Annotated in this window: 16 protein-coding genes; 2 read left to right on the top strand and 14 right to left on the bottom strand. The window is 72.2% G+C overall.

What is annotated here, in order from left to right:
• Nucleotides 1-228 precede the first annotated feature (228 nt).
• Nucleotides 229-3,636: a BTAD domain-containing putative transcriptional regulator gene (locus BU204_RS10390; RefSeq protein WP_075125406.1), complete on the top strand. Its 3,408-nt coding sequence runs from the start codon at nt 229-231 to the stop codon at nt 3,634-3,636.
• Between the two features lie 160 nt (nt 3,637-3,796).
• On the opposite strand, the gene BU204_RS10385 is transcribed toward BU204_RS10390, so the two are convergent.
• From BU204_RS10385 to BU204_RS39985, 10 genes are all read right to left on the bottom strand, one after another.
• Nucleotides 3,797-4,423, bottom strand: coding sequence for a helix-turn-helix transcriptional regulator (locus tag BU204_RS10385; RefSeq protein ID WP_075125405.1), 627 nt, complete (start codon nt 4,421-4,423; stop codon nt 3,797-3,799).
• A gap of 106 nt (nt 4,424-4,529) precedes the next feature.
• Entirely contained in the window at nt 4,530-5,555 is a 1,026-nt protein-coding gene (locus tag BU204_RS10380) for a zinc ribbon domain-containing protein (RefSeq protein WP_075125404.1), read from the bottom strand.
• Nucleotides 5,552-6,082 (bottom strand): phage tail protein, encoded by a 531-nt coding sequence (locus BU204_RS10375; protein WP_233159957.1) that lies wholly within the window; start codon nt 6,080-6,082, stop codon nt 5,552-5,554. The genes BU204_RS10380 and BU204_RS10375 overlap by 4 nt, the downstream gene beginning before the upstream one ends.
• Nucleotides 6,079-8,022, bottom strand: a complete 1,944-nt coding sequence (locus tag BU204_RS10370) for a putative baseplate assembly protein (protein ID WP_075125403.1) — start codon at nt 8,020-8,022, stop codon at nt 6,079-6,081. Before BU204_RS10370 ends, BU204_RS10375 begins: the two co-directional genes overlap by 4 nt.
• A complete protein-coding gene (locus BU204_RS10365; RefSeq protein ID WP_075125402.1) occupies nt 8,022-8,441 on the bottom strand; it encodes a GPW/gp25 family protein in 420 nt (139 codons plus the stop codon). The genes BU204_RS10370 and BU204_RS10365 overlap by 1 nt, the downstream gene beginning before the upstream one ends.
• 28 nt (nt 8,442-8,469) lie before the next feature.
• Complete coding sequence (locus BU204_RS10360) at nt 8,470-8,784, bottom strand: PAAR domain-containing protein (RefSeq protein WP_075125401.1); 315 nt, start codon at nt 8,782-8,784, stop codon at nt 8,470-8,472.
• A 19-nt stretch (nt 8,785-8,803) separates the two neighbouring features.
• The gene (locus BU204_RS10355) at nt 8,804-10,474 is read right to left on the bottom strand and encodes a VgrG-related protein (protein WP_075125400.1); all 1,671 of its coding nucleotides are present in this window, start codon (nt 10,472-10,474) and stop codon (nt 8,804-8,806) included.
• Nucleotides 10,471-11,187 carry a CIS tube protein gene (locus tag BU204_RS10350; RefSeq protein WP_075125399.1) on the bottom strand — a complete coding sequence of 239 codons (717 nt, stop codon included), beginning with the start codon at nt 11,185-11,187 and terminating at the stop codon, nt 10,471-10,473. Before BU204_RS10350 ends, BU204_RS10355 begins: the two co-directional genes overlap by 4 nt.
• 16 nt (nt 11,188-11,203) lie before the next feature.
• Nucleotides 11,204-11,629, bottom strand: coding sequence for a phage tail protein (locus tag BU204_RS10345; RefSeq protein ID WP_075125398.1), 426 nt, complete (start codon nt 11,627-11,629; stop codon nt 11,204-11,206).
• A 20-nt stretch (nt 11,630-11,649) separates the two neighbouring features.
• Nucleotides 11,650-11,802: a hypothetical protein gene (locus BU204_RS39985; protein ID WP_158073433.1), complete on the bottom strand. Its 153-nt coding sequence runs from the start codon at nt 11,800-11,802 to the stop codon at nt 11,650-11,652.
• A 607-nt stretch (nt 11,803-12,409) separates the two neighbouring features.
• Here BU204_RS39985 and BU204_RS10340 point away from each other — a divergent pair.
• Nucleotides 12,410-13,831 carry a hypothetical protein gene (locus BU204_RS10340; protein WP_075125397.1) on the top strand — a complete coding sequence of 474 codons (1,422 nt, stop codon included), beginning with the start codon at nt 12,410-12,412 and terminating at the stop codon, nt 13,829-13,831.
• A 485-nt stretch (nt 13,832-14,316) separates the two neighbouring features.
• On the opposite strand, the gene BU204_RS40675 is transcribed toward BU204_RS10340, so the two are convergent.
• Genes BU204_RS40675 through BU204_RS10325 form a run of 4 tightly spaced genes read right to left on the bottom strand, consistent with a single transcriptional unit; the run spans nt 14,317 to nt 16,946 of the window.
• Nucleotides 14,317-14,475, bottom strand: coding sequence for a DUF6760 family protein (locus BU204_RS40675; RefSeq protein ID WP_198942823.1), 159 nt, complete (start codon nt 14,473-14,475; stop codon nt 14,317-14,319).
• Entirely contained in the window at nt 14,472-14,918 is a 447-nt protein-coding gene (locus tag BU204_RS10335; protein ID WP_075125396.1) for a hypothetical protein, read from the bottom strand. Before BU204_RS10335 ends, BU204_RS40675 begins: the two co-directional genes overlap by 4 nt.
• 49 nt (nt 14,919-14,967) lie before the next feature.
• Nucleotides 14,968-15,408, bottom strand: coding sequence for a phage tail protein (locus BU204_RS10330; protein WP_075125395.1), 441 nt, complete (start codon nt 15,406-15,408; stop codon nt 14,968-14,970).
• Between the two features lie 23 nt (nt 15,409-15,431).
• Nucleotides 15,432-16,946: a phage tail sheath family protein gene (locus BU204_RS10325; RefSeq protein WP_075125394.1), complete on the bottom strand. Its 1,515-nt coding sequence runs from the start codon at nt 16,944-16,946 to the stop codon at nt 15,432-15,434.
• Between the last annotated feature and the right edge of the window lie 65 nt (nt 16,947-17,011).

Here is a 17,011-nt window from a genome sequence, read left to right as displayed (position 1 = left end):
TCCCGAGCGAAGTAGACGGCAGCGCGTTTCAGGATCTCGTTCTCCATCTCACGCTGCCGATTCTTCTTACGCACCTCGGCGAGTTCCCTGGTGCCCAGAGGTCACCTCGGCTCAGGGGTCCGGGCCACCCCGGGTGAGAGGATCACCAGGCGCTCACATGGTGGGAAATCCTCTGGCAGTTCGCTCACCGTCCGTAGCACGGGCGACGCGATATGCGATCTTTTCTTTGTGGCGACAGACCTTCGAGTGGAGTTGCTCGGCGCGGTACGCGCATGGTCCGGCGGAAAGGAGGTGGCGCTCGGCTCGTCCCGGCCCCGTGCCGTGTTCGCGATGCTGGCGACCCGGCAGAACGCGGTGGTGTCCCGTGCCGAGCTGATCGACGGGGTCTGGGGTGCCGACGCCCCGGCGACGGCAGCCGGCAACCTGCACACCTATATCTCGGCGCTCCGCAAGTCACTCGAACCGGACCGGGCGCGGGGTGTCGCGCCACAGGTGCTCACGTCGGTGGGCGGCGGCTACCGCCTGCGGGTCGAGCCCGACCGGGCGGACGTGGTCGAGTTCGCGCGGTTACGAGAGCACGCGCAACGGCAGTTCTCCGACGGTGACCTGCACGGCACGCTGCGCACACTGGCCGACGCGCTCGCGTTGTGGCAGGGCGAGGCGCTGTCCGGGGTCACCGGCCCGTTCGCCGAGGCCGAGCGGGCCCGGCTCGAGGAGCTGCGGACCGCCACGGTGGAGCTGCGGGCCGAGGCCGGCCTCGCCGCGGGGCGGCATGCCGACCTGGTCGCCGAGCTGGCCGCACTGGTGCGTGATCACCCGCTGCGGGAACGACCGCGCGAGCTGCTGATGGTGGCCCTGCATCGGTGCGGGCGCACCGCGGAAGCGCTGGCGACCTACCGCGAGGCGCGCGAGGCGCTGGTCGAGGAGCTGGGAATCGAGCCGAGCGCGTCGCTGCGGCGGTTGCACGACCAGATCCTCGCCGACGACCCGGCACTGCGGGCGCCGGTCCGACCGGCCGTCGGCACCGGCGGCACCCGGGTTGCGCCGGCGCTCGTCGGACGCGAGGCGGAGCTGGACGTGGTTCACGCCCTGGTGGCGGACGTCGCAGCCGGCCGAGGGCGATGTCTGTGGGTCGAGGGCGAGATGGGCATCGGCAAGTCGGCGTTGCTCGCCGCCGCACTGGCACGCGCCGAGCAGGCCGGATGCCAGATCGCACACGCGGTCGCCGACGAGCTCGGGCAGCGGTTCCCGTTGCGCCTCGTGCTCGACGCCCTCGCGGTGGAGGTCGACTCACTCGACTCGCGCAGGGCGGCGATCGCGACGGCACTGCACGAAGACCTTCCGGGCCAGCCGATCGTCGCGGCCGGGGACCCGGTCGTCGGCGCCATCGACCAGTTGATCGCGCTGGTGAGGTCGCTGTGCGCGGAAGGTCCCCTGGTCCTGGTGCTGGACGACCTGCACTGGGCGGACGAGGCCAGCATGATGGTGTGGCACCGGCTCGTCGGCGAGGCGGCCCGCCGTCCCCTGCTGCTGGTCGGCGCGACCCGGCCGGTGCCGCGGCGTGCCGAGGTCGACCGACTGCGCCGGGACGTCTCCGTCGGCGACGGCGTCGCGCTCCACCTCGCACCCCTGACCGAACCGGACGTGGCGAGCCTGGTCAGCGACCTGGTCGGCGCGCCGCCGGGTCCTCGCCTGCGCAGGGTCACCGCCCGCGCCGGCGGAAACCCCCTGTACGTCAGGGAGATCGCGGACGCTTTGCTGCGCGACCGGGCCGTGGCTGTCGGCCAGGACACGGCGGAGGTCCCGCCCGAGTCACTGGCGCGGGCACCGAAGTCGCTGGTGTCGGCGGTCACCGGTCGGCTCCGCTACCTGTCGGACACCACCTTCGAGGTGCTGCGGTCGGCGGCGCTGCTCGGCGGCGAGTTCTCGGTCGGTGACCTGGCGATCGTGCTCGGTAGGCCGGCGACGGAGCTCGTGCGGCCGTTCGACGAGGCGATCGCGGCCAGCGTGCTTCGGGACGGGGGTAACCGGCTCGTCTTCCGCCACCCGGTGCTGCGGCAGGCGCTGTACGAGGGCATGGCGGTGGCCATCCGGAACGCGCTGCACCAGCAGGCGGCGAAGGCGCTCGCCGACGCCGGGGCGCCGGTTGACCACGTCGCCGCGCAGCTGCTCGCCGCCGACGGACAGTGCGAGCCGTGGACTGCCGGCTGGATCGGCACGGCCGTGCCGGTGCTGATCTACCGCGCGCCGCTCGTCGCGGTCGAGCTGTTGGAACGCGTGCTCGGACTGGCCGACGAGGCCGAACGGGTGAGCCTGGAGGCGCAGCTCGCCCACGTGTTGTTCCGGATCGGCAGGGACACCGTGGCCGAGGAGCACGCGCGCCGGACGCTGCCGCTGCTGACCGACCCGCACCTGATCGCGAAGATCCGGTGGATCCTGGCGTACGTGCCCTACCGAGCCTCCCGCGCCGAGGAGGCGCTGGCGGCGTGCGAGGACGCGCTGCGCGACCCGGCCGTACCCGACGTGTGGCGGGCCCGACTGACCTCGCTGCTCGCGCTGGTGCAGCGGTCGGGAGTCGGCGAGCTGGAGGTGGCCGCGGACACCGCTCGGCGGGCCATCGAGCTCGGTGAGCGCGCGGCGGACCGGTTCGCCGTGGCCCAGGCGTTGGAGATCCTCTGGCAGGTCGACGCGGTCCGCCGCGACTACGCCACCGCGGTGGGCTACCTGGACCAGGCGATGACGGTCGTCGGCACCGACCTCAGCCTGACCGACCTGCGCCTGGTGCTGCTGGACAACCGGATGTTCACGTTGCAGTGCCTCGACCGTCTCGACGAGGCCACGGCCGACCTGGAGCTCGCGCTGGAGATCGCGGGGAACAGCCATCCGATCGCCGGTCTGCAGGTCGCAGGCGCCGTCCACGACTTCTGGCTCGGGCAGTGGGACGACGCGACGGGCAGGATCGACGGCGTGCTGGGCGATCCCGAGTTCACCGGGTTCGGACTGCGGGAGGGCGGCGGCCCGCAGCTGCTCATGTACGGGGTGGGGGCGCTCATCGCGGTGCACCGCGACGACTCGGCCAGGCTCGACACCTACCTCGACGCGGGCCTGAACCTGCCGATGGCGACCGCGGCGGACCGGGAGAACTGCGACTTCCTGCAGGCGGCGCGGGCGCTCGCGGAGTGGCGCGAGGGAAACCTGTCCAACGCCATCGCGGTGCTCGGCACCCTCCTGGACACGAAGCACGCGCTGATGACCTTGCGTCACCAGTGGTTGCCGGACCTCGTCCGGATGTCACTCGCCAACGGCGACATGGTCACCGCGCGGGCGGCAGTGGCCGCGTGCGAGTTCGAGGCCGCCCGGGAGACCACCCCGGCGAGGGCGGCCGCCGCGGCGCGCCTCAGCCGCTGCCTGCTGGACGACGACCCCGACGGGCTGCGCCAGGTGATCGACCACTACGCAGCGGTCGGCAGGACCTACGAGCTGACGCAGACCCTCGAGGACCACGCCGTGCTGCTGCGCCGGGTCGGGCGGGCCGCTGAGGCCGAGGACGCGCTCGCGAGGGCCCTCGCCGGCCACCACGAGCTGGGCGCCCACTGGGACGTCCGGCGCGCGAAGCAGCGGTTCGTGGCCAGCTAGGGCGCGTCTGGCGGATCTTGGTCGATGCGGTTCGTGATCCGGGTGGTCGCTGGCAAGGCGGAGCATCGGCCTCGTACCGGGTCGTACTCGGCCGGTGCGACAACGCCGCCAGGGGCCGCCCGGGCGCGGACCGCGCGGGCGAAGATCCGTCAGACGTGCCCTAGATCATGCCCCGCCGCAGGGCGTAGGCGACGGCGTGCGGGCGGTTGCGCAGGTTGAGCCGCGCGGTGAGCCCGTAGAAGACGTTCTTGATGGCGCGTTCCGAGTAGGACAGCGTGCTGGCGATCTCCGCGGTGTCCAGCCCGTCGGCCATCAGCCGCAGCACGTCGATCTCGCGGGCGGTCAGCCTGCTGCTCTCGGTGGCCGGCGCCGCCAGCTCCTGTCGTAGCCGCCGCACGTGCTCGAGCAGCTGTGCCACCAGGTTCGGCGGCAGCACCCCACCGCCCGCCGCCGCGGCCAGCACGCCACGCAGCACCTGCTCCCCGGTCACCGTCGCCCGGGGCAGGATCGACACGATCCGGCACTCCGCGACGGCGAGGGCGTTCGTCTCGCCGAGCTCGTCGAGTACCAGCACCACGGGGGCTGGCATCTCCGCCACCGCGATACGCAGGCAGGACACCACCTCCTCGGTGAGCGTGCCGGCCGCCGCCACCACGACGTCCGCCGTGGCCCGCTCCCCCGCCGCCACGAGCACGATCTCGGGCCGGTTCGCGAGATAGCTCGTGAGACCCGCCGTGCTGAGGTTGTCGCCGGCCTGCACCGCCACCCGAACTCGCTGCTCCACCACTGCCCCTCCCCAGGACTGAATCCCCACCACACCGAGTGTGCCCGCGCCCACTTCAGAGATTCTTCATAGCGAATATGTGTGGGCTCGTGTGGAGGTCCGTGGTGTTTCACCGCCGGAAGAACTCCACCTCGCCCAGCGCGATGTGGCGCCCCGGCGCGGTGCCCCGGGCCTCCCGAACGACGAGGCGGATCCGCACGACGCCGCTGACGCCGGTCTCGGTGGTCTGTGGCCCCGGCTCGTCGGCGAGGGTCACCGCCAACGTCCGTGTCGTGCCGTCGTCCCTGGTGATGACCATGTCGACCGCGGCGGGGCGTGCCTGTGCGGCGAAGCCCTCCTCCTCCGCCGACGCACCGGTGTGCACCACCACCGACAGCAGCCGGAATGGCTCGGCGAAGCCGAAGTCGACGGACGCGCCCACGTCGGGTGCGCCCCAGTAGCGGTTGCTCAGCCCGTCCGCGGCGTTGGTGGCCGGGTGACCGGCCACGGTCGCGCTCGCCTCGGTGCTCACCGGCACCACCGGCGTCGGTGTCGCCAACCGGTCGCGCAGGTCGTCCCACAGGATCACCGCCTGCGGGAAGAACAGGATCGCGGCGACCACGAGCGCGGTCGCGACCAGCAACGCCGCGAGTCGCCGCAGCCATCGCGAACGGTCGCCCCGCCATCGCCACCCGCGACGTCGGCCGGCATGGGCCCCGCGCTGCTCGGGGTGGAGCGGGGTGGCGCAGCGACGGCAGAACCGCCGGCCGGGCGGGTTCGTCGTGCCGCACGCCGGACACGGCGGCCCGGCCACCGTCGCCTCCTCGGCCGCGGTCGGCAGTGGCCTGCGGGCCTCCGGACGCCCGGGCAACACCGGTCCGAACTGCTCGAACCGCTCGACCACCGACCGCGCGGCCGCGGTCCCGTCCGGAGGGCCGTCCGACGACGCGGCCGACACCTCGGCCGCCGTCGCCGAACTCGGCGGCGCCGCAGCCGAATCCTCGGCGGCAGGCGGACCAACCGCGCCGCCCCCCGTCCCTGCCGACCGCGGCGGGCCGGCCGCCCAGCCGAGGTAGTTGCCGCAGTTGCCGCAGAAGTCGTCCGCGGCGCCGACCGCGGCCCCGCACTGCGGGCAGGTCCGCGTACTGACGCTCATGCGTCCTCCTCGATCCGGACGACGCACCTGATGTGCACCGGGCAGACCGATGCCACCACCGCCTCGACCCGCTGCCGGTCGACCCGCCCCCACACCCGCACCACGACCTGGTCGACGGGAACGTCCGGCAACTCGGTGTCGGGCGTCGCCGACCACCGGGCGCCGGCCCCGTCGACCACTTCCGCGCGCACCCCCAGCGACAGCTCCAGTCGCTCCACCAGACCCCGGGCCGTGCCTCGCCCGCGATGCAGCGCCATGGCCCGCCGCACCACCGCCCGCCGCAACGGCAGCGGCCACGCCGGATCCAGCTCCGCCGCCACCCAGGACGACAGCCAGCCCAGGAAATCCTCCGGTGCCAGCGCCGGGTCGAGGTACGCCGGCAAGTTGTCCATAGTAGACAGCAGGGCGGACAGAACCGCGTCCAAGCCGGTGGTGAACCGCAGGGCGAGGTCGTCGTCGGCGTACATCGCGGGCAGCATCGTGCCGAGCGGGTGCCGGCTCGGCAACTCGGGGAGCGCGGCCCTCACGGCGCGCTCACCGCGACCTGGTGCTGATGGGAGAACACCAGCGCGTTCGGCGCGACCTCCAGCCGCTCCACCGGTGCGCCACGCTCCCCGGTGAGGGGGTTGGCGGGAAACATCCTGACCTCGCTCACCAGCGACACATCCGCCACCCGTTGCAGCACCGCGAACACCTCACCGAACTGCACGGGGCGGCCGAACTCCCACCCGGTGCCGTGGATGCCGCCGCGCAGCGGGTTGAGGTACCGGTACAGCGCGGCCAGCGCCTCGGCACGCACCTCGGCGGCGCGCGTCTCCGGCGCGACGAGCCGCGCGACCACGGTGATCCCCTGGTAACGCGGAGGTTCCACGACGAGCCGGGCGCCGAGCAGACGCCGTTCGTCCAGGTGCCGCGCCACGGCGGAGAGGACCTCGTCGGAGGGCACCAGCTGCTCGAAGCGCAGCCGGTCGCCGCCCTCGGGATGGTCGTCGGCCACCGCGTCCGGCACGACCAGTACCCGTGCCCCGCCGCTCGTGGGCAGGCACCGCACCCGCGCCAGGGACGGTACGGCCTGCCGGGCGATCATCTCGTGGTCGGCAGCGGTCACCGCCCGTTCCTGGACGCGAAGTTGGTTGGGCACCCGCGTCTTCGCCTCATCCACCGTCTCGGCGTCCACACCGCCGGTCGCGGCCTCGCGGTTGACCACCTCCGCCACGTACGGCACCGAGCTGCGCAGCACCGAGATCGCGTGCCGGGCCACGTTGCCGGCCCGGCCACCGCCCGTGCGGTAGCGCGGCATCCGGATCGCGGCACCTTTCGCCGGCACGGCCCCGTAGCGGCGCAGCGTCCCGTCCGGTTCACGCACCGCGGGCGGGAACATCAGCACCCCGTCCGCGGCGTCGAGCACGACGTGCCGGTCACCCGGTCCGGAGGCGCCGAAGTCCGGCACGACGGTCCAGTCCTCCCAGCTGTCCACCGTGGCCACTCGCACGACCACGGGCTCGCCGTCGATCAGCACCGGCGCGGTCGGCAGCGCGAACCGCTGGCCGGGCACGCCGGCGGACTCGCCGATCGGCACGTCGGTCTCGACCTCGGCGTGCTCGACGCTCGTGGTGCCACCCACCGTGAACACCTCGGCCTCCCGCACGGTCGGCGACTCGGAGTAGAACGGCTGTCCTGGCGCCGGCTCGACGACCCGGCAGCGCAGCCAGCCCGCCCGGTGTCCGGCGACAGCGGAGGCGGTGTGCCCTCCCGGCACGTGCAGCACCACCTCGCCGGAACGGTTCAACCCGCCGGTGGTGTCCCTGTCGGTCTCACAGGCGACCCACTCCTGGCCGTCCCAGGCCTCCCAGACCAGCGGCGGCTGGCGAGGGTCGACGCCGACGCCCTCCACGCTGCTGTCCAGACGCAGCACGACCGCGCACCGCGGCACCGCCGCGGACAGGCCGAACAGCGTGGCGTCGCCGGGCACGGGCGCGGCCTGGAAGCAGGGCACGTCCTTGCCCTCGGAGAGGTCAGCGGTGCGGTCGGCGTGCTCACCGCCCGCGGTCCTGGTGACCAGCCAGGTGAGGCTGGACGGCACGATCGGCAACACGTCGGTCGTCGCGAACACCACCGGCTCGGCCGTCTCGGCGGCCTCGGTGGCGACCTCGGCGCCAGCGGGTACCAGCACGGTTTCCCGCTGTGGTGCGGAAAGCCAGAAAGTGACGTCGGTCTGGGCCGCGGTCGGCGGAAACAGCCGCACCCCCAACAGGTCCAGGAAGGCGAGGTAGTTCTTCTCCGGCACCCGGTTCAGCCGGTAGACCAGCTGGTCCACCATGTGGGCGAAGGTCTCGATGAGCGTCACGCCGGGGTCGGACACGTTGTGGTCGGTCCACTCGGGGCAACTCTGCTGGACGTAGCGCTTCGCCTCGTCCACCAGCTGCTGGAAGCGCCGGTCGTCCAGGTTGGGCGAGGGCAGGGCCATCAGCTCGCCTCTGCTTCCTCGGAAGGGATGGTGTAGAAGGGGAAGACGAGGTTGCGCTGGTCGTTCGTCGACCGGATCGTGTAGTGCACGTCGATGTAGACACACGCCACCTCCACCGCGTCGAACGCCACGACCACGTCGGTGGTCTCGATGCGCGGCTCCCACCGGTCCAGCGCGGTACGCACCTCGCGGGCGATGTCACCGGCGGTGGCGTGGTCGGCCGAGGCGAAGACGAGCTCGTGGATGCCGCAGCCGAACTCCGGCCGCATCGGGCGCTCGCCGGGGGCGGTGCCCAACACGAGCCGGATCGCTTCCTGGATCTCCTGCTCCCGCTCGACCATCCCGATGCCACCGGTGGGCCCGACCCGCAGCGGAAAGCCCCAGCCGCGGCCGACAAAGTCAACCCCCGGTCTACTCATTGGTCCACCTCCCCGGGTTTCTGCCTGTTCACAGCACACCTCCGACGAACACGCTCCGGGCGCCGAGCACGATGGTGGCCTGGCACACGGTGCGGTCGCCGATGGTCGCGGCCGGCACCCCGCCGACGAACACCCCGGAGGGCGGGCCGGGTCGGGGCAGGACCACGTTGCTCGGGCCCAGCAACGGGTCCGGCGGCTTGACGCACGCGTGGACGCTGCCGACGACGGCGGCTGGCGCACCCTCGATCAACACGGTCGCCACCCTGACCGCGAGCAGGGGCGGCGGCGGTCCGATGGCGCCCCCGTGGGACGTCTTGTCACCCAGGCGGGCAGCGGGGGGCATGTGTGCTCTCCTTCGTCCATCAGTTGAGGTGGACCATTCGGCCCTTGATCCGCACCACGCCGGTCCTGGCGTCGAGGGTGATGCCGGTGCGGTCGAGCGTGATCGAGCTGGTCACCAGGCGACCGCCCAGTCCACGCAGGTTGAGCTGCAGGCTGTTCGCCCGCTCGTCCAGCAGCACCTCGAGCTGCTGGTCGCCGGTGGCCAGGCGCACGCCGGCCTGCCGGGTCCCGTCCAACAGCTCGAGTCGGTTCCCCCTGCTGGACACCAGCGTCCGCCGGTTGACCCGGCCGCTCGTGCGATCGACCAGCGGCAGGTTGTGCGGGCCGGGCGCGTCGACTCCGTTGTAGAGCCGGCCGAGGACGTAGGGCCGGTCCAGGCTGCCCTGCTCGAAGCCGACCAGCACCTCGTCGTTGACGTCGGGGCCGAACACGCCGGTCCCACCGAGTTGGACGGTGCGGACCCAGTCGGTCACGTAGTCGTCGTCCAACCACGGGAACCTCAGCCGGACCCAGCCGTGCTCGCCGCCGACCTCCTTGATGTCGGTGACGATCCCGGTCGCGAGGCCGGGCATGCGCGGGTCGGGGACCGGAGCCGTGAGACCGGCGAGCGACCGGTCGGCCGAGGTGCTGACCACGACCGTGGTGCGGTAGCCGCCGTCGGGCTCCAGCAGGTGCGAGACCGCGGTCGCGGTGTAGCGGCCGCTGAAGGCCGAGCCCACGTTCGCCAGCGTGATGGGCACCCCCGCGCGGATCTTCGGGTTGCCGTCGACGACCGCCTCCAACTCGCCGAAGCCGGCGATGACCGACGCGTCCAGAGCGGCCGCCGCCGCAGCCGCCTCCGCCTGCGCGGCATACGGCGTGCCCGTCACGAGTGTCCTGGTCTTGGCGCGGAACGCCTTGACCGCCGTGGCAGCGGGCAGTCCCGGTTGGACCGTCTTGCTCGGGGCATTGTTGCCGAGCCCGACCACCTTCTGCTTCCTCGCGACGTCCCAGCTCCGCACCTCGACGCCGCCGGACAGCTCGGCACTGCTCAACGCGGCGCGCAGCACCCGCAGGTTGACGCCGAACTCGAGCACGTGCGGGTTGGTGCGCGCCGACGCCGTCGGCGCGGGAGCGCCGGCCGCCGACGCGAGCTTGGTGAACTCCAACCGCCCCCGGTCGTCGACGCTGACCACGGCACCGTGCTCGCGGGCGAGCATCTGCAGGAAGTCCCAGTCGGACACACCGGGCTGGCTGAGGTGCTGGTAGGTGATCGAGGACACCTGGACTCGGCCGGTGGTGAGGCCGGCGTTCCTGGCGACCTGACGCACGATCCCCGCGGCGGTCATCTTGGGGAACGCCTTCACCCTGCGGCCGCGGAACAGCCGATGGGCCTTGCTCATCGCCCGAATGACGGTGAAGGCGCCGGTGCCGTCGACGTCCATCTCCACGGCGGTGACCTCGCCGTGGAACAGTCGCTCCGGCGCCTGCGTGCGGGCCGCGCTCACGGACACCGTGACCGGGGTGCCGATCGTGACCTTGGACTTGGCGAGCAGGTCGCGATCGCCGTCCTCGTAGACGAGCACGGCCGTGTCGGGCAGGTTGACGTTCTCGTCGACCAGGCAGCTGCGCAGCTTCTCCACCCACGGCGCCTGCCCGAGTCCACCCGCCTCGACGACGGCGCTGGCGGCGAAGGACCGCACGCTGCTCATCGGACCGGCTCCGAACTCTGGATGGCGGGCACCAGCAGCTCCGCGCCAGGCATGAGCACCATGGGGTCGTCGATGTCGTTTGCTTCGGCGATCACCCGCCAGGCCGTCGCGTCGCCGTACTCGCGCCAGGCGAGCTGGGGCAGGCTGTCCCCCACGACGACGCGGTGGGTCCTGCGTGCCTCCCGGGACCCGGAGGTCGGATTCTGGCCGGGTTTGCCGACGCCGGCCTCCTCGATCGACACCGAACACGTTGCCCGCAGCGGCTTGCCGTCCACATCGAACAGTGCGTAGGCGACGGACAGGTTGGACACCACTCCGTCGAAGGAGACCGAACGCGCGGTGCCCCATTCGAACCGGACCCAGGGGCTGGCGGGCTTCTTGCGTTGGATGCTCTTCTGCGTCGGCACACAGGCGGTCATCAGTTTCTCCACCCCTTCCTCGACCGAGTTGTCGTGCGTGGCGGTGGCGTCGAGGAACACCTCCACGGACAAGGTGCGCGGACCGCTGCCGACGAACTCGGGAAGCGAGGCCTGATCCGCCATCCGGGACGGCTTGCGCCGCCACTCGGTGCTCTTGGCGAGGGCGAGCGTGCCGGGGTTGAACTGGAACGCGACCGTGGCCAGTTTCCCGCCCGGCTTGGCGCCGACCGCGGCGGGGGGTTCCATGATCGCCAGTCGTGCCTTGACGAGACTCGTCCCGACTTTCCGTGCCACTGCGACGTCCTTCCTGTCATGACGCTTGTAGTCCCTCGTGTGCGAACTCGAGCGTCTCCACGGCGACCTGCGACTGGCTCGGGTCGAAACTCGGCCCCTGCCAGCGGATCGGGATGATGCCGAGCACCTGCCACCGAACGATCGGCGTGAGGTCTGGCGCGAGCGCGACGATCTCGCCGTCCTTGCGCTCCGCGCGCTCGATCACCTCGGTGAACCAGGCGAGAGCCTTGGCGGAGTCACTGGTGACCGGCCGCGTCATGGTGATGTTGGACCAGGTGATCCGGGAGGGCAACTGCCAGGTGAACCCGTTGTTGCCGCCTTCGGCGAACTGCTCGACCTCCATCTGCGCTCCGAGCCCGTCGCAGGTGTGGAACGCACCGAGATCACTGCCCGCCACGGACAGCCGGAAGAAGACACTGCTGGCGAAGACGTCGTCGGTCACGGGCTTGCTCCCTGGTTCGTTCAGCGGCGCCGGTCGTGCAGTCGGCCGGCGCGTTCCCGGCCGTGCCGCAGTTCGGTTCGCAACAGTCGTCCGACGGGTTCGGCCAGTCGGCGGGCGAGGTCATCGAGGTCGCTCCGGTCCAGGCGGTCGGGGCGCTGCGCGGTTGCCGGCACCGGTGCCTGTTGCTGTACCGGTGCCTGTGGCTGTGGCTGCGGTTGCGCCGGTGGCTGCGGCTGCGATGCCCGCCGCTGCACGGCCGCCGGTGCGGTTGTTCCGGGGCTGCCGCGTGCCCGAGCGGCCGCGTGCGATGCGCTCGGCGGCGGCCCGACCAGGTCGGGGCCGCGAGTGCCCGGCCCGCCGGACTCGACGCCGGCTCCGACATCGAGCGACCGCGGCGAGGCGGGACGCACCACACGCTGCGCGTGCCGTCGGCCACCCCAGCGCGGCCGCACGACGGGCCTGGTCCTGGCGGGCCCGGTGGGGGACTCGCCGGTAGTCAGGGATGTCGGCGACGGGCGACCGCCGAGGAGCGGCGCCATGGGCCCGGAGACCACCGGGGCGACGTCCGGGAGTCGCACGACCCCCACGGGGAGAGCCGGCGCGAGGACGGGTGCGGTGACGGACCTCCGTTGCACGGGAGGGCCGGCTTCGCGTTGTCCGGCGGGCGCCGGGGCCGGCCGCGGCCCGCCGGCCGGTGTGGCCGTGGCCGGCATCGCCGTGAGCGGGGCACCGAGCCCACCGGCCGGCCGACGCCGCGGGACGTCGGACGGAGCGGGCGGTATGGCCGGAGCGGGCTCCCGAAGCGGCGCGAGGGCGGTAGCCGGCATCCCGGTCAGCGGCGCACCGAGCACGGGCGCCGACCGAGGGGCGCCGGGCTCGGACGGCGGCGCCTGGCTTACGCGGTTCTCCGCGACCCGGGGCAGCCGGCGAACCGTGGGAACAGCGACGCGAGCGAGGGTCAGCAACCTCCCGAGCGGACGCACCGGCACCGCCGCGGTCGACGCGACCGCCTCGGGGCGCGACGGTCCCACGGCCGCCGACTCCGGTTCGACCACGTGCGTCGCCTCGGGGCGCGGCGACGGTCCCGAAGGAGGTGTGGCGGCCGGGACCGACCGTTGCACCGACCGCTCCGCGGTGGCCGGCGACGAGAACGGCCGCCGCCACACCGGTGCCGGCGGTTGCGAACCCCGCATCGCCGCCGGCTCCGGACCGGGCGGCGGTGCGGTGTTCATCGCCGGTGTCGTGCCGAGCAACGGCGTGGCACGCGACACCGAGTCGACCCGCGATGTCGCTCCGGCCTCAGGCACCGGTCCCGAACCCGACGCCGAGGCCCGTGCCGACTCCGACTGGGATCGGAGCACGGGCACTACAGCCGAGGCCCGTTCCGGCAGCGACCCGGACCCACCCACGGGCACGCCAACCGAGGTCGATGCCGGCTCCGACTCGGATCCTCGCACGGGTACGGCCGACGAGGTCTGTACCGGCACCGACTGGGATCGGAGCACGGGCACCGCGGCCGAGCTTCGTTCCGGCACCGACTCGGATCCTCGGACGGGCACCGCCCCCGCGGTCTGCGCCGGCGCCGACTGGGATCGGAGCACAGGCACTACCGCCGAGGTCCGTTCCGGCACCGACTCGAGCCTTCCCACTGGCACTACCGCCGCGCCCCGCGTCGGCGCCTCGGGTCGGACCGGCGCCGACCCGGATGGCTCCGGCACCAGGCCCGGCTCGGCCCCGCGGGCCACCGGCTCCCGCTCCGCACGGGCAGCGGACCCGGAGACTTCGCCCCGGCCCGGCGACGGCGGCTGGACCGACCGTTGCACCAACGGTGGCGTCGAGGGACCCCGCGTAGGACCGTCCGCTGCTGGTCCGGGCGCGGCGCCCGGCGTCGTACCCAACACCGGCGCCGACCGTTGCACCGGCTCCGATCCCGAGGAGCGCTCCGCCACCACCGCCGGTGAGGTCACCGCGGACTCCGGGACCGAGCGCTCCCCCGGCACCGGTTTGGGCGCCGCCGCCACCGGCGGCACGGGATCACGCGCCGACCCGCCAGCCGAGGTGGCCGCCGAACCCCGGTCCGACTCCCGAACCCGCGGCGTTCCCGAGCCGTGTGCCGGACCCGAAACTGGGTGCCGCACCGGCACAGTCGTCGACTCCGAGGCCGGACCGTTCGTCGACGTCGAGGACCACTCCGGAACCTGAGTGATCGCCGGCCTCGCTGCCGACGCCGGTCCCGAGGCCGAGCGCTGCACCGCTTCCGGTCCCGACGAACGCTCCACCACCGATCCGCCACCCGGAAGTCGGGCCGCGCGCGGCGATCCCGACGTCGGGTGAACCGCCGAGGAGGAGGTGTCGACACCGACGTCGGAGGTGTCGCGGGTGTGCCGCCACACGACCGGCGCCCCACCCGCGCCGGGCTCCGGATACCGCCGCTCGACCAGACCGTGCATCACGCCGGCCGGTGCTTCGGGGCTGACCAGATGCCCGAGCGAGGTGCCGAACCGGTGATCGTGCCAGGACGCCAGTTCCGAACGGAACCGGTTGCCGTCGCCGACGGCGAGGTCCCGTTGGATCACCCCGGTGAGCGGCGACACGGCGCGCCAGCCGCCGTCCCAGGGGGCGCGGGGGGCCGTAGCGGCGGCCGGGACGCGACCGCGTTTGCGCCATCTGTCCAGGAAGGACACCGCTCACCGCCCCTCGTTCATCCTCGTGTTGATGCGCGCGATCTCGCGGACCCAGCGTTGGCGCTCGTGGTGTTCCAGGTCCAGGATCTCCGCGCGCGGCCAGTGGAAGTGATAGGCCACGTACGCGACCTCCTCGAGCAGCCGTTCGGCCGCGTACGTCACGATTCCCCCAGGCGGCCACCCGCGAGGTCCACCTCGAAGGCGGTGCCGCACGACGGGCAGGACACGCCGGCCCTCGTGTGCCCCTCGCTGTTGATGCGCCGGTAGAAGTCCTGCAGGAAGGCGATGTCGGTGGCGTACATCTGCTCCACCACGCCGACGTGCACGTCGCCGACCGTGCCCAGTTCGGTGATGACCTGGCTGAGCAACACCACGCTGAGGTATCCCGGGTTCTCCTTGACCCGCACGTCGATCTGCGGGCGCAGCTCGTCCCGGGCGGTGGCCAGCCGCATCCGTCCATGGCGGTGCAGCACTCCGTCCGAGTCCACGTAGCCGCGGGGCAACTCGAAGTCGAACTCGGTGCGCGGTGCGGTCGTCGTCGTGCTTCGCTGTGGCTCCTCCACGAGCTCATCGAGTGCGTCGAGCCCGATGGTCCGTCGCCTCATGTCGCCTCCTCCTCACCAGAAGATGCCCGGGCGGCCCCGCACGCTGCCCTCATTCGACCTTGATCTCCTCGAACGTCAGCGTCACCTTCTCGGTCGCGGCGCTGGACTCGCCGGCCTTGAGGGACGGGCCCTCCCACTTGCTGGCCCAGGCGTTCATCAGCTGCATGCGGCGCACCGAGTTGCCCTCGGTGTCCTTGATCTCGATGGTGATGTTCTGGCGGGCCGAGTTCACGGCCCCGTTCTCCAGGGTCTCGGTGAGCCACTTGGTGAACTCGCTGCTCTGGTCGAGGCCCCGGGTGATGGTGACCTCGCCGCCCTTCTGCGCACCGGGCTGCTTGCGGATCAACGGCCGTCCGGTGGCGGTCACCTGGAAGACCTCGACGACGTCCTCCTCGACGGTCAGCCCGCTGACCTCCTGGAGGGACTCGACCTCGAACCCGCCGAGTTGGACGCCGAAGACATGTGTTGCGAGTGCGTCGCCTTCTGCCATGACTGAATCACCTTTCCCGCTGTCTACTCACTGACCTGGCTGGTGCTGTCGGAGAACTGCGCCAGCCGGAAGACCACGAACTCCGCCGGCTTGACCGGCGCGACGCCGATCTCGCACACCACCTGACCGAGGTCGATGGACTCCTGGGGGTTGTTCTGCTCGTCGCACTTGACGTAGAACGCCTCGTTGGGCGTCCGGCCGAACAACGCTCCCTGCCGCCACTGCTCGGTGAGGAACGCGGCGATGTTGCGCCGGATGCTGGACCACAGGCGGTCGTCGTTGGGCTCGAAGACCACCCACTGCGTGCCGACGAGGATCGACTCCTCCAGGAAGTTGAACAGCCTGCGCACGTTGAGGTAGCGCCAGGCCGGATCCGACGACAGGGTGCGAGCGCCCCAGATCCGGATGCCCCGGCCGGGGAACGCGCGTACACAGTTGACCCCGATGGGGTTGAGCAGGTCCTGCTCGTTCTTGCTCAACACGTAGTCCAGGTCGACGGCACCGCGGATGACCTCGTTGGCCGGTGCCTTGTGGACACCGCGCTCGACGTCGTTGCGCGCCCACACGCCCGCTATGTGACCGGATGGCGGCACCATGGTGTTGCGGCCGCTCAACGGGTCGAACACCTTGAGCCACGGGAAGTACAGCGAGGCGTACCGCGAGTCGTAGCCCGCCTCGTCCATCCGCCAGGCCCGCACCCGCTGCGCGGACAGGCCCGGCGGGGTGTCCAGCACCGCGACCCGGTCGCCCATCTGCTCGCAGTGCGAGATCATGGCCAGCTGCACCGTCTTGACGCCCTCGAGGTCGAGCATGCCGCGCTGGAAGGCACCCATGAGATCGGGCGCGGCCACCATGGTGATCTCGTCGATGCTCTCCAGACCACCGAACCCGGTCCGCGCCTCCGGGTCGCCGAGATACTCCTGGGCGTCTACTGTGGCCGGAGAGGTGCCTGGTCCGGGCGCGGGCAGGGCGGCCGACTGCTTGTCCGGCTTGGCCAACGCGCCGCTGGACTGCTCGGTGATCTCGATCAGCTTGGACCGCTCGGACACCTGGGTGACGACGTAGTTCTTGACGTTCTTCCTGGTCGAGACCTCGTAGTTCTCCACGACCTTGTCGCCCTGGCGGACGAGCAGGCGGAAGCGGTCCTCCGGCGGGTTCTCGCCCTCGATGTCGGTGACCTCCACCGAGACGTCGGGGCCGGCACCCGGCAGTGCGGCGACCTTGAGCCCTCCGAGCCTGACCGGCTCCCCCGCCACCGGGGTGACCTCGCGGGACTCCCCGCCGACCCGCACCACGTACGCCGCGCCTCCGCCGTTGGTGAAGTACCCGTACACGGCGTGCGGCAGGTAGGCACCGTCGGTGAAGCCGCCGAAGTTCTGCACGTACTGGTTCCAGTTGGCCACCAGGGTCGGCTGGTGGAAGGGCCCCTGCTCGGCGAAGCCGACGAAGGCGGCGACCGCGGTGCCGACCCCCTCGATCGGTCGTGCCCCGGACTGGACCTCCTCCACGTACACGCCTGGGGAGAGGTACTGCGGCATGGTCTCTCCTTCGAAGTTCTCGCTGTGACAAGGGAAATCCTCGCCCGGGAGGGCCGCACGGCGAC

Origin of the sequence: Actinophytocola xanthii, from assembly GCF_001921205.1 — a bacterium.
GTDB classification, from domain to species: domain Bacteria; phylum Actinomycetota; class Actinomycetes; order Mycobacteriales; family Pseudonocardiaceae; genus Actinophytocola; species Actinophytocola xanthii.
This window is presented reverse-complemented; position numbering and strand designations above follow the sequence as displayed.

Coding starts and splice junctions, on each gene's coding strand:
- BU204_RS10370 (WP_075125403.1), bottom strand. CDS start 8,022: ATGGCCCTGCCCTCGCCCAACCTGGACGACCGGCGCTTCCAGCAGCTG.
- BU204_RS10335 (WP_075125396.1), bottom strand. CDS start 14,918: ATGAGGCGACGGACCATCGGGCTCGACGCACTCGATGAGCTCGTGGAG.
- BU204_RS10325 (WP_075125394.1), bottom strand. CDS start 16,946: ATGCCGCAGTACCTCTCCCCAGGCGTGTACGTGGAGGAGGTCCAGTCC.
- BU204_RS10355 (WP_075125400.1), bottom strand. CDS start 10,474: ATGAGCAGCGTGCGGTCCTTCGCCGCCAGCGCCGTCGTCGAGGCGGGT.
- BU204_RS10365 (WP_075125402.1), bottom strand. CDS start 8,441: ATGAGTAGACCGGGGGTTGACTTTGTCGGCCGCGGCTGGGGCTTTCCG.
- BU204_RS10380 (WP_075125404.1), bottom strand. CDS start 5,555: ATGAGCGTCAGTACGCGGACCTGCCCGCAGTGCGGGGCCGCGGTCGGC.
- BU204_RS10330 (WP_075125395.1), bottom strand. CDS start 15,408: ATGGCAGAAGGCGACGCACTCGCAACACATGTCTTCGGCGTCCAACTC.
- BU204_RS10340 (WP_075125397.1), top strand. CDS start 12,410: ATGGCCGGAGCGGGCTCCCGAAGCGGCGCGAGGGCGGTAGCCGGCATC.
- BU204_RS10360 (WP_075125401.1), bottom strand. CDS start 8,784: ATGCCCCCCGCTGCCCGCCTGGGTGACAAGACGTCCCACGGGGGCGCC.